Here is a 12,272-nt window from a genome sequence, read left to right on the forward strand (position 1 = left end):
GTTTTCATTTGCGGGTCAAAGGACATCTCCGCAGTGGGTCATTGTTCGGAACAGAAACGCACGATGAGCCGGCCACCGACGCGCGGGAGACTGGAAACGCCTTACTCAATCAGGGCGCACCGGCTCCCCAAAGCCGCTCCTCGCGAACAAAGCCCTTGTGCCCTTGAGCATCGAACGGGCACCAGCCGTCCTTGCACTCACCCAGGAGCCCAACGACCCCGGGTTCGACCCGCCAGAGCATGGGCGCGCCCGAACGGCCCTCTGCGCGCACATCGACAAGTTCGCCTTTCTTGACGATGGCGGCGCGCTGCCGCGACAGAAGAAGGTCGCGCATCCATCCTTGCGCGCCATCCGGATCCTCCACCAGGCGCCACGGCCCCTCCCTGCGAAGCACCTTCACGGGAAGATGCGGCCGACGGTACACCCAGTCGATGCGGTACGAGTCCCCCGGCCCGACCCGCATGTTCGCAACCTCGGCGTCCACAGACGCCCAGTACGGGACCTTGTCCTCGTTGGCAGCCGTCGCCGGCGCGGCATTCACACCGAGAACACAGGCACAAAGCAGGAAAGCGTAACGGATTTGGCGCGGTTTCATTCCGCCAGTCTACGCAGCACTGGTCCACTGCTTCAAGCATGACCATGCACGGCTCTGTGGATGCAGCCGCACAAGGCAACTCGAACTTGGCCCGCCTCTGCCGCATGGCCGACGCGGCCATGTCCTCAGACCCCGATACACGACGACCGACGCCGAAATCTCCGCGCCGGTCGTTCCTGGTAGTCCGTTGCCCGATCAGTCGCCCGTGAGGATGCGATCGACGAGTTCTTTTACCGTGGGCGTGAAGCCGTTGGAGTAGAACGGATCCTGCTTGAACTTGTACGCCGCATGCCCGGCGAACATGAGATTCTGGTCCACTGGTCCGCCGTGGGCGATGTCCTGCAAGGTCTTCTGGATGCAGAAGCTCCGGGGATCGGCGAGCCGCCCGGTGGTGTAGTCGTCGTGATCCTTCCAAGACGAAAACCCGCAATGGGAAAGACAGCCCATGCAGTCAGCCTGGTCCTGACGGATCTCGTCACGCTCGGCCGGGTTCACGAAGATAATCGTATCATCCGGGGTGCGCAGTCCTTCAGTGAAGCCCTGCGCCGACCAGTTGCGGGCACGTTCCAGATCGCGGGGCGCAACCCAGAAGTTCTTACCCTTTACCCCGACGTCCAGGCGCACGGTGTGCTCGCCCGCTTCCACCTTGGAATAGGGAATCTGGCGTTCTGACCGCGCTTCGAGATTGCGCAGGAAGGGGTTGCGCACTGCCGAGGAATAGAAACCCGTCGGCGAAAAGCGATGCAGCAGGACATCGCCCGGCTCAAGCTTGCGCAGTTCATCCTTCCAGGCTTGCGGGATCGGGCTTTCATGCGTGAGCAAGGGACGGGTGCCGTACTGGAAGGCGATGGAGCCGAGTTCCGGATTGTCGATCCAGTCGTTCCAGTCGCGCAGAAACCACACGCCGCCGGCCATGACGATGGGAACACTGTCGGGGATGCCTTCGGCACGCATCGTCTCACGCAGCGCCTTCACGCGCGGATACGGGTTCTCGGGCTTGAGCGGATCTTCCGCGTTCGACAGGCCGTTATGCCCGCCTGCCAACCACGGATCTTCGTAGACCACCGCCGCCATGAGGTCGGCGACCTTGTGGTATGCGCGCTTCCACAAGGCACGGAACGCGCGGGCGGAACTCACGATGGGCAGGTAATTGACGTTGAAGCGGGCGGCGATTTCCGACAGCTTGTAGGGCATGCCGGCACCGCAGGTGACACCCGCCACCATCCCGCGGGTCTTTTCGAGAACGCCTTCAAGGACAGGCTGCGCACCGCCCATTTCCCACAGCACGTTGATGTTGATGGCACCCTGGCCATTCGAGATCTCGTACGCCCGGCGCACCTGCTCGACGGCACCGTCAATTGCGTAGTTGATCAGTTCCTGGTGCCGCTCCTTGCGCGTAAGGGCATTGTAGACCTGCGGAATGATCTTGCCTTCAGCATCGTAGCTGTCGGCATTCACCGCACTGACCGTGCCGATACCACCAGCTGCCGCCCAAGCGCCGGAGCTCATGTGGTTCGTTGCGGCAACGCCTTTGCCGCCCTCGACCAGCGGCCACACTTCCCGGCCGCCGTACATGATTGGCTTGAGACCCTTGAAACTCATCGTACTCTCGTCTTTCCCTAGGCTTGGCGTTCAGCCCTGCGATCCATGATTTTTCGGCGCCGCTTCGCCTGAAATGCGGCACGGCGTGATAGCCGCCGGCTCCGGCCGTGCTCCTACGGCCTCAAACTGCGCATAATAGCCCTGAAGCTCGGGCTTGCGAACAAATTCCGTCAGTCGAAATCCCACTGCCGCGAATTCGCAGAAAAGCAAAGGCGGCGCGATCCCGTGGCGATCCGTAGGCCGATCCACGTCGACCACGATCACCCGCCCCCCCGGTCGAAGCGACGGTCGCAGACGCCACAGGAAGGCGTAAGGCTCGCTCACTTCATGATACATGTGGACCATGAATACGCGATCGAAGCTCTTGGCAGGCAGCCGCGGATCGTCTTCCGTGCCGAGCTTGATGGACACGTTGTCCAGTTGCTCGCGCAGCACGCGACTGCCCAGCCGCTCGTTGGCTTCCTGGTTGATGTCTTCCGCGAGTACCCGTCCCTGGGGGCCGACACGCTGTGCTAGGCGCACCGTATAGTAGCCCTCACCCGCGCCGATATCAGCCACGCTCATTCCCGGAACGATCCTGGCGAGGTCCATGACCACATTGGCCTCGTTCACGCTGTCGCGCTGCGTCTCCGACGCGAAGTTCGCGGCGTCCGCCTTGGAAAAGGGGCGATCGGCCGTGGGAAAGGCGCGCGCCGTTTCCGCTCTTCCATCATCGGAGACCGGTTGCTGACAACCGCCAACCGCGAGGACAAGGCCAAGCAGGTAAGCCGCTGAAACAAGAGCGCGCGCGCGAAACATTGCGGCCCCTTAGCGAGTCCCCGCCGACTTGGCAAAACGGTTCGATTCCATCAAGCCTCCCCGCGCGTCCCGCGGGGAGACGCTCGCCCTCGCGCCGTCAATCGGCCTCGTCGACCTCGACCTTTTCGCCTGTCACGCGCTGCGACAAGGCCGCGGCCATGAACGGATCCAGTTCGCCGTCGAGGACATCGTCCGGCGAAGTCGAAACCACGCCTGTCCGCAGGTCCTTCACCTGCTGGTACGGCTGCAGCACGTACGAACGGATCTGGTGGCCCCAGCCGATATCGCTCTTGCTGGCGTGCTCGGCGCTGGCGGCCTCCTCACGCTTGCGCATCTCCTCCTCGAAGAGGCGCGCCTTGAGCATGCCCATCGCGATTTCGCGGTTCTTGTGCTGCGAGCGATCGATCTGGCTCGCCACCACGATGCCGGAGGGTTGGTGCGTAATACGCACGGCCGAATCGGTCGTGTTGACGTGCTGTCCGCCCGCGCCCGAGGCACGATAGGTATCAATCTTCAGGTCGGCCGGATTGACTTCGATCTCGAAGCTATCGTCGATGACCGGGTAGACCCAGACTGAAGAGAAGCTGGTGTGCCGTCTTGCGGAACTGTCGTAGGGGCTGATGCGGACCAGGCGGTGCACGCCGCTTTCGGTCTTGGCATAGCCGTAGGCGTTCTCGCCCTTGATCAGCAGGGTACAGCTCTTGATGCCCGCAGCTTCGCCAGCATGGTAATCGACCAGCTCGACCTTGTATCCGTGACGTTCTGCCCAGCGGGTGTACATGCGCTGCAGCATCTCGGCCCAATCCTGGCTTTCCGTTCCGCCGGCACCGGCATGAACTTCCAGGTAGGTGTCGTTCGCATCGGCCTCACCCGCGAGAAGCGCCTGCACCTTGTCGGCATCGGCGCGATCGGCGAGAGCCGCCAAGGTCGCGATGCCCTCGTCGACCGTGGCTTCATCGCCTTCCATTTCGCCAAGCTCGATGAATTCGATCGCATCCTGCATTTCGCGACTGATCGTGTTCACCGCGCCGATCGAGGCCTCAAGCCGACGGCGCTCCTTCATGACCGCCTCGGCCTCCTTGGGCTTGTCCCACAAGGTCGGATCTTCGACGCGCGCGTTCAACTCATCGAACCGCCGCAAGGCGCGGTCCCAGTCGAGGAACTTGCGGACCAGCGCGAGGGCCTTCTCGATACGCGCAATGTGGGCCTGCCCTTCGGCACGCATGACGACAAACTCCAATGAACCGCCGAGATTTGCCCGGCCGGACAAGATCAAGCCGCACCGCTTAGCGCAGTACGCCCGATTGTAAAGTGGCGCTCACCGCGCCGGCCGCATTAAGGGAAGCTCAGCCCGGACGCTTCGTCCTCATCGCCTTGATGGCCGCAAGCGTCATCCTCACGTGCGCGCGGTAGTCCATGTCGGCATGGACGAACGCCACCTGTCCGCTTTGGTCGATCACGTAGCTGACCCTCTGGGTCATGTTGCCGGACATTCCGGGCCGCGAAAGCGCTACGTCATAACCCTTGATCACTTGCGGGCTCGCTGTCGCGACCGTGAATTTATCCCGGCACTCCTCTTTGGAGAACTTTTTCAGAGTGGGAAGGTCGTCAGCGGACATGCCGACCACGGTAGCGCCCAGCGCCTCGAACTCTGGCGTCGCCTCCGCAAAGGCATGCGCCTCCAGCGTGCAGCCCTGCGTGAAAGCCTTCGGGTAGAAGTAGAGTACGACCGGCCCGCGGCTCAGGGCCTGGCGAAGATCGAAATCGACCGCCTTTCCGGCTCTCGCGCCTTTCGCGACGAAAGCAGGCGCCTTGGCACCGACCGGCAGGCTTGCTCGGGCCGGACTGGAGACGGCAAGAAGCCCGAAGGCCGCGGCGACTGCAAGAAGACGATCCATGCGTGGATAGTGATCCCCCTATCCACGCCTGTCCAGTACCTTACTCGATCCAGCCAAGAACGGTGCCGACTTCGTAGGTTTCGCCGGTCTTGCCTACGATCTTGAGAGTGCCCGAAGCCGGAGCCTCGACTTCGTTCGTGGACTTGTCCGCCTCCAGAGAGAATAGCGGCTGACCTTCAGTCACTTGCGCTCCATCGGCTACCATCCATTCGGCGATCTGCCCCTCCTGCATGGAGAAACCGATCTTCGGAAGCAGGATTTCGACGGCCATGGTGTTGATGATCCCCTCAGAGGCCTCGCAGATGCGGGCTGTCTTGACGTTGGGTAGCGCACTCCCGGGAGCAGGCAAGCGGCAGCGGCGCATATCCGCATCGGCGATGTTGCGCGTGCTTGCAATGCCGCCACGCTTCAACCTGCAAGGCGTGCCGGTAGCCCGGCACCCGCCTTGGTGGCGGTCTCACGGCATCACCGCTTCCCGTCCTCATGCGCAGTCCAGTGCACGAAACGGTGCAGCGGATACATCGCGTCGTGCGGGTTGCCGATCGTGGAGGGCCCCGCTTCGCCGAGATGGACCACCCGCTGCGCCCCACCCGCTGCAAGACGGTCGCGGTAAACCGGCATCCTATCGAAGGGCCAGAAGCCGACGGTCTGCGTGGCCACGTTGATCCACTTCACGGCATCATCCAGACTATCGACGCGGACGACATTGGCGGTCTTGTTTATCGGGTGGAAATCGACCGGCTCGTCCGACCTCACCACGAGCCCGCGACCGTCCGTGCGCCCCCAGACGCCAAATTCGTCGTCCATCAGCATCATGGATTCCACGGCTTCGCGCATCTCCATGTCCAGCGGACGCAAATCGCCGCTCTCTGCGGCCCGGCGGGCAACATGATGGTGCAGGCGCTCGCAGAAACGGTCCACCTGCTCTTCGTCTCCCTCCACGAACTGGAAGCGGCTCGCCACGCAGGCCTCCTGGTTCAGCGTCATCACATCGGCCGAGCACAGGTCGGCCACGTGGTCTATCGTAGCTTCATCGACGAGCGCCTCGCGCCCAACCATGGAGATGGAAGTCTTGGGGTCGAACGAGACCAGCTGGAACCCAGGTCCGAGATACTTGATGACGTTGTTTATGGCGTCACCCCCGCCCCAAGCCACGATCTTGTCGAAGTATTGAGGGCGGTACAGAACCCTTTCCGTCGCATCGTCGCCCCCGCGCCAGTAGACGGCGGACATGGAACGAACGATCGGATGGCCAGCGTCGATATCCGCCATCGTGCGCAGGATCGCGACCATCGTGAAGGGATCGGCGCTGCTCATCTTGAACAGGTTCACCCCCTTCACCATCGCCCCCTGAGCCACCGATTTCACGGCCACCCCGGGAGAATTGCCCGGCAGCACATGGATGAGCCTCGGCGCGAAAGCGCGGACGAAGCTCCTGCGGCCGGTGAAGTCCTCTTTCGGCACCCATTCGTCGAGCGCGCGAGGATCCGGAAAGTTCTGCTCCACCTCCGCCATCAGCACCCTCTTGTCGAGATAGGCCGCTGCATGCCGCGCGGTGTTTTCGACGACCGCCCGGGGCAGAATGTGTGTCCGGCACATACGTTCGATGCATTCCTGCATGTGCGTATTGTCGCTGGCGAGCAGGCGCTGGCCTGTCTCAACAAGAAAATCGATGATTTCCGCAAGAGGGACGTTAAGCAGCGGCGGCACTTCGGTGCGGGGAGGAACCACGCGGTCAAAGGGAATTTGCGGGGTTGCGAAAGTCACACCCAGATCGCGTGATTTTTGAATGACGTCCGTTCCATGCAGCACCTCCCCCCTGAGGAAGAACGGCGCCGAGACCAGATCCTCGTCGGCGAGCGGGCGGGTGATCTCGTTCATGCGACACCTCGTACATAGGCGTCCACCGTCCCTGCGCACCCGATCTTGTCGTCTCCCTCAAGATCGGCGTAGCGTACGATGGTGTCTCGAATGGAAGGCCCCTGATTGCCGCAGGCGCATGGGCTGTAGTCCAGGGACACTTTGTCCCCGGTGATCACCCCTCCCCATCGGCCGTCGAGCGACAGATCGAAGAAAGCCGCGCGCCCTTCCTGCTCGCCGCGTCCATGCGTGAGCGGGTTATCGCCGGACTTGTCGAGCAGGATCGGTATCACCCACGGCGGCACGTGGTAGCGGCCGCCCTGACGGCATTTAGGCATTCCGGAGTTCAGCTCTTGCATGGAGTAATTCTGGAAGTGCCGATCGGCCGGTATGTTGAACGTATCGAAAACGTATTCTTGGTAATCGACGGGAAGTTGGGCCCGCTTGAGGCCGCCACCCACGTAAATCGAGTTGTCGGGATCGAAATCCTCGCGGCCGTAGCCGGCGTCGCGCACGGCTTTCGCAACCTGCCAAAGGCCGCTCCAGAGGCCTGAGAGTTGGAGCTTGCGATGGCGGTTCTCAATGATGAACCGGGCGGTGGCCGGCACTGCGTCCGCCACCAGCCGCGCGCGCTCTGCCGAAGTTTGTTCGAAGGCCGCGATCTCATCGGGCCGAGCGGTGCCGTCCGCTATCTTCTTGCGCATCACGACCATCGCTGTCAGCGATCCCACGGTTATCGGCGGCACCGGATAGTTCCAGCGCGGCCACTCCGGATTGGCGAACGCCTCGTACTGGGCCTGGGCGATAGTGGCATTCTTCGGAACGGTCGCCACCGGCGCGCAGCCTACGATGAGCCGATCCTGCGCGGGGATGACACCTGATCCCCATGAGAAGACATTTACCGTGTCCACCTTCGACCATTCCATGTCCTTGCGGGAGGCGATCAGCATGGCGGACTTGCCCGTCGTTCCACTGGAGCACGAAATGAAGTGCCCCTGGTCGGCAAGGCGGGCGATCCAGTCGTCGATATGTTGCACACCGTCGAGTGAGACGCCCGCGACCGGGTGTGCCGAGACGGTCCCCAGCCACTTGGTCAGCCGGTCCCAACGCTCATCCATCAGGTAGCTTTCCGGATAGGATTTGTACGCGGTGTGCGGAAACAGCACCGGCACCACATCCTCAATTCGGGCGATGCGCTCCACCCCTGCATCCCGCGCCCTGAGGCCGAGCAGCTTGATCTGAGCACGGCGCTCCTGAAAGCGCTCGTCCAGAGCCGCGACCTGGGTTTCGCGCAATTCGTGAGCCGAAAACGTGAAACGCTCCGGATCTGCTACCAGCGCCATGAGCTTGTCTGCAGCGGCACCCATATCCCGACTTCTCCTCTCGTTGTCGCACATCGCTGGACAGCCTGCGCCGACTCGCTTAATGGCATCTTATGCGTTTCATTATTCACGCGGCTCTTGGCGAGGCAAGTCAATTCGGCTCCACTGCTGCTATGTTCGAACGATCCCTCCCCGCGGCTCCGGTGCGAGCCGGGCGCCCCACCCGTGAACAGGCGCAGGCTCGGCACGCAGCACTGCTCGACTGCGCTCTTCAGCACTTCCTGGAGAAGGGGTACGACGGTGCCACGATCGAGGCGATCGCAGCTGACGTGAACATGACGAAGCGGACGGTCTACGCCCGTCACCCAGACAAGGCTGCGCTGTTCCGCGCCGCGATCCGCCACGGAACCGAAGCGCGAGCCGCGCCGGCGCACGTGATCGCCGGGACTCGCAGGGAAACATTGAAAGACACACTGATCGCCATAGCGATGCTTCGTATCGCCCTCGTCTCGCAACCGGGGGGAGCCGAGCTCCAGCGGCTGATCAACACCGAGGCCTATCGTTTTCCGGACATTTTCCAGACCTACTACGAAATTGCGGCTCTGCCCTCAGTGCGCTTTCTGGCCGAGATACTGGAGAATGAAACGGAAGCGGGCCGCCTCGCCATCGAGGACGCGATACTTGCCGCGAACGTCTTCATCAGCATGGTCGTGAGTGGTCCCGTCCGCTTCATTGTCGCGGGCAACAGCCTCGCCGACGAAGATGTTGACCGCCGGGTGCGTTTTGCCGTGGACCTGTTCCTCAAGGGCGCTGAACCACGATGATCTGACCTGAAGCCACCGGCGACTCGAAAACGGGCGCATCATGGGAGAGAACGCACGTGACGTACCTGAGGGAATTCCAGGTGAACGGGACGACGCTGCTTGGCGCGGCGCTGGGCGTGGCGCTCGGAGCCGCGCTGAACCACTACATGATCAATCTGTTCGCGCCTGAACTGATCGCGGCCTTCGGCTGGGAAAAATCCCGCTTCGCCCTTGTCGGAACACTCGGCCTTGCAACCATGTTCACCGTGCCCTTCTGGGGCCGGTTCGTCGATCGCTACGGAGCACGGGTTTCAGCCTCGATCGGCTTCATTGCGATGCCGGCCAGCTTCATCGCGTTCAGCTTTATGACCGGCGACATCTACCAGTTCTTCGCGATCACAGTGTTCCAGAACCTGTTCGGCGTCCTCACCACAACACTCGTGTTCACACGGGTCGTCATTCAGAAGTTCGATGCGGCACGGGGTATGGCGCTGTCGGTTCTGATGAGCGGCCCTCCCCTGATCGGTGCCGCGGTTGTTCCGCTGGTGGGCCAGGTGATCGACGCGGAGGGCTGGCGCGCAGGATACCATCTTCTTGCGGCGATTTCGGCTCTGGGTGGCATCGCTGCGATCCTGCTCGTGGGGCGCGAAAGGCCAAAAGACCCAAGCCCGTCCGGAAAGAAGGCGCCGGCGATCACCTGGCCGCGGTTCGTACAACTGGTCCGACGCCCGGCCTTCGTCCTCATGGTGGCGGGCATGTTCTTCTGCAACGTACCGACCGTTCTGGTGTCCTCACAGCTCAAGCTCGTCCTTGTCGAAAGCGGAGCGTCGGGCCAGTTCGCCACCTGGATCATTTCCGTCTATGCCGTGGGCGTGATAATCGGCCGGTTCGCCAGCGGGCTGGCGCTGGACAAGTGTTCCCCGCAAGCCGTGGCGCTGACGGCCCTCGGCCTGCCGGCTGTAGGGTTTCTGATCCTCGCCTCGCCTGCTGACCAGTCCTGGCTTCTGGCGTCCGCGGTTCTTCTCGTCGGCCTGGCCCAGGGAGCCGAAGGCGACATCGGCGCCTATGTTGCCTCGCGAACCTTCCACGTGTCTCACTTCAGCCTCGTCTACAGCTTCCTGATCGCGTCGATGGGATTGGCCACCGCAGTAGGAGCGGTGCTGCTGAGCTCCACCTTGCGGTCGACGGGGCGGTTCGACGTCTTCCTGCTCTTCTCCGCCGGCATAACCATAGTCGGTGCCTTATGCTTCTTCCTGACCGGCAGGGGAGGAAAGCAGCCCGAAGTGGCACAGCCGCTTGAGGCGGCACCTTCCCTCTGAACACCCTCCCGGACAAGGATTGCACATGCGTTCACCGATCGATCAGGTTGCCGTCATCACCGGAGCAAGCTCCGGCATCGGCAAGGCCGCTGCCATCGAATTGCTGCGGGAAGGCTGGCACGTCATCGCGACAGGCCGGGATCCGGACCGCTGCGCGGCTGCGGAAAAGGAGCTTCGTGCACTTCCGGGCGCTCGCGTCGATTTCGTGCGAGGCGACTTCGCCGAGATGGCGGATGTGCGCCGGGTCGCACGCGAAATCGCTTCATTGACGGCTCGGGTTCATGTTCTGGTGAACAATGCCGGGGGTATTCGCGATGGGCTGTACACGTCCTCGGAGGGCCTCGAGGCCACGTTTGCCGCCAACCATCTTGCCCCGTTCCTGCTGACGAGCGAACTGCTGCCTCTTCTTGAAGCGGCGGCAAGGGACAGTTCTCCGGAAACCGTGCGGGTAATTGCTGTCTCCTCCCTTGCGCATGAGCAGTGCCCTTCGATGAATTGGGATGACCTGATGCTGACGGCGAACTTTTCAGCGGGTCACGCCTACTGCCAGGCGAAGCTCGCCAATTTGCTGTTCACGCGTGAGCTGGCCCGGCGCGTCGCTGCCTCTGGTATTGTCGCGCAGGCCATGCACCCGGGCAAGGTGGGCTCCAACTTCTCCAGCCACGGCGAAGCGACGCTTCAGGCCTACATGGCGAGCCAGGACCTGCTTCCCCCTGAAGAGGCGGCGCGTACGATCATCTGGCTTGCGACCGCTCCCGAAGGTGGACGCCCCGGAGGCCGGTATTTCCACGATTTAACGGAAGTTCCAGCGGCCCCGCAGGCGTTGAACGACGAAGCGGCCGTAAGGCTGTGGGCGGAAAGCGAACGCATCCTGAACCAGCTCTGACAGCGTCTCCCCGCGCCCGCTGCTTCGCGAGCGGGTCACGGGGTGACATGTGCGACCCTGGAAGGGCTGCCGCGGCAACTCGGAGCACGGGAGATATCCCCTGTTCCTCGCACGACGCCGAAGCGATCGTTACGGCTGCAGTCTTGATAGCACGTCAGCAAACGATTGCAAGCCACCCTCGCTTGACCGTGCCCCGCCGGCTGCGGCAGGCCCGCTTGACCGGCGGCGGTTGCCAGTTCCAAGAGAGCTCTGACAAATTGCCGTTCAAGGAAAGCCCCGCGATGACTTCAGCCACAGATCGCCCGCGTCGCAGCGCGCTTTATCTTCCTGCCTCGAACGCCAAGGCAATTGCGAAGGCGCGCACTCTCCCTTGCGACGTCGTGATACTCGACCTTGAGGACGCGGTCGCCCCGGAGGCGAAGGCCGAAGCGCGCGCCGCCGCCGTTGCAGCCGTAGAGGAAGGTGGCTTCGGTCACAGGGAAGTGGCTATTCGCACTAACAGCCTCGACACCGAATGGGGCGCCGCCGATCTTGCCGCGGCCGCAGCATCGAGAGTGGACGCGGTGCTCGTGCCAAAGGTGAACGGCCCGGGCGACCTCGATCGGTACGAAGATGCGCTCGCTTCGGCACCGCCATCGCTGCAGTTGTGGGCCATGATCGAGACTTGCGCCAGCGTCCTTGCGCTGGAGCCGATCGCAGCCAGGGCGAGCTCCACCCGGCTTTCGCTCTGGATCATGGGAACAAACGATCTTGCCAAGGAGATGCGGGCCCAGCTCACGCCGGAGCGGACCCCGTTCCTGCCGTTCCTCTCGCAGGCGGTCGCGGCCGCGCGCATGCACGGCCTTGCCATTCTCGATGGGGTCTGCAACGAATTCCGGGATCTCGATGTCTTCGCTTCAGAGGCGCGGCAGGGCCTGCTCTTCGGGTTCGACGGCAAGAGCCTCATTCATCCCGCTCAGATCGAACCGTGCAACGCCACCTTTTCCCCCAGCGAAGCCGATCTGGCCTGGGCCTGCGCCGTCATCGCGGCTTTTGCCGCGCCGGAAAACGAGGGCAAGGGCGCCATCCAGGTCAACGGCAAGATGACGGAGCTTCTTCATCTCGACCAGGCCAGACGCCTCGTCGCCATGGCCGAGCAGATCGCCGCGTCCGGCCGCTGAACCAGCCCCCGGGCGCTCTTGCGACGAAA

At 63.0% G+C, this 12,272-nt stretch carries 12 protein-coding genes; 4 read left to right on the top strand and 8 right to left on the bottom strand.

Annotated elements, in window-relative coordinates; all coding sequences use genetic code 11:
• Positions 1-109: 109 nt before the first annotated feature.
• The 8 genes from QOL62_RS12310 to QOL62_RS12345 all read right to left on the bottom strand — a co-directional run bounded on the left by QOL62_RS12310 (position 110) and on the right by QOL62_RS12345 (position 8,120).
• A complete protein-coding gene (locus QOL62_RS12310; RefSeq protein WP_283406474.1) occupies positions 110-595 on the bottom strand; it encodes an SH3 domain-containing protein in 486 nt (161 codons plus the stop codon).
• 195 nt (positions 596-790) lie between these two features.
• Positions 791-2,197: an NAD(P)H-dependent flavin oxidoreductase gene (locus tag QOL62_RS12315; protein WP_283406475.1), complete on the bottom strand. Its 1,407-nt coding sequence runs from the start codon at positions 2,195-2,197 to the stop codon at positions 791-793.
• A 30-nt stretch (positions 2,198-2,227) separates the two neighbouring features.
• Positions 2,228-2,995 (bottom strand): class I SAM-dependent methyltransferase, encoded by a 768-nt coding sequence (locus QOL62_RS12320; RefSeq protein WP_283406476.1) that lies wholly within the window; start codon positions 2,993-2,995, stop codon positions 2,228-2,230.
• 97 nt (positions 2,996-3,092) lie between these two features.
• Entirely contained in the window at positions 3,093-4,220 is a 1,128-nt protein-coding gene (gene prfB, locus QOL62_RS12325) for a peptide chain release factor 2 (protein WP_283406570.1), read from the bottom strand.
• Positions 4,221-4,341: 121 nt separating this feature from the next.
• Positions 4,342-4,893, bottom strand: coding sequence for a peroxiredoxin (locus QOL62_RS12330; RefSeq protein WP_103730579.1), 552 nt, complete (start codon positions 4,891-4,893; stop codon positions 4,342-4,344).
• A gap of 40 nt (positions 4,894-4,933) precedes the next feature.
• A complete protein-coding gene (locus QOL62_RS12335) occupies positions 4,934-5,164 on the bottom strand; it encodes a biotin/lipoyl-containing protein (RefSeq protein ID WP_103730634.1) in 231 nt (76 codons plus the stop codon).
• A gap of 194 nt (positions 5,165-5,358) precedes the next feature.
• On the bottom strand, positions 5,359-6,774 hold the full coding sequence (locus QOL62_RS12340; RefSeq protein ID WP_283406477.1) for an acyl-CoA reductase: 1,416 nt from the start codon (positions 6,772-6,774) through the stop codon (positions 5,359-5,361).
• Positions 6,771-8,120, bottom strand: a complete 1,350-nt coding sequence (locus QOL62_RS12345; protein WP_283406478.1) for a hypothetical protein — start codon at positions 8,118-8,120, stop codon at positions 6,771-6,773. Before QOL62_RS12345 ends, QOL62_RS12340 begins: the two co-directional genes overlap by 4 nt.
• A gap of 128 nt (positions 8,121-8,248) precedes the next feature.
• Here QOL62_RS12345 and QOL62_RS12350 point away from each other — a divergent pair, with 128 nt between their 5' ends.
• The 4 genes from QOL62_RS12350 (at position 8,249) to QOL62_RS12365 (ending at position 12,243) form a co-directional block, all read left to right on the top strand.
• Positions 8,249-8,899, top strand: a complete 651-nt coding sequence (locus QOL62_RS12350; RefSeq protein ID WP_283406479.1) for a TetR/AcrR family transcriptional regulator — start codon at positions 8,249-8,251, stop codon at positions 8,897-8,899.
• A gap of 56 nt (positions 8,900-8,955) precedes the next feature.
• Complete coding sequence (locus QOL62_RS12355) at positions 8,956-10,197, top strand: MFS transporter (protein ID WP_283406480.1); 1,242 nt, start codon at positions 8,956-8,958, stop codon at positions 10,195-10,197.
• 25 nt (positions 10,198-10,222) lie between these two features.
• Entirely contained in the window at positions 10,223-11,083 is an 861-nt protein-coding gene (locus QOL62_RS12360) for an SDR family NAD(P)-dependent oxidoreductase (protein ID WP_283406481.1), read from the top strand.
• Between the two features lie 281 nt (positions 11,084-11,364).
• Positions 11,365-12,243 carry an HpcH/HpaI aldolase/citrate lyase family protein gene (locus tag QOL62_RS12365; protein WP_283406482.1) on the top strand — a complete coding sequence of 293 codons (879 nt, stop codon included), beginning with the start codon at positions 11,365-11,367 and terminating at the stop codon, positions 12,241-12,243.
• Positions 12,244-12,272 lie beyond the last annotated feature (29 nt).

The sequence above is a fragment of the Novosphingobium panipatense genome, from assembly GCF_900182875.1.
In the GTDB taxonomy this organism is placed as follows: Bacteria; Pseudomonadota; Alphaproteobacteria; order Sphingomonadales; family Sphingomonadaceae; genus Novosphingobium; species Novosphingobium panipatense.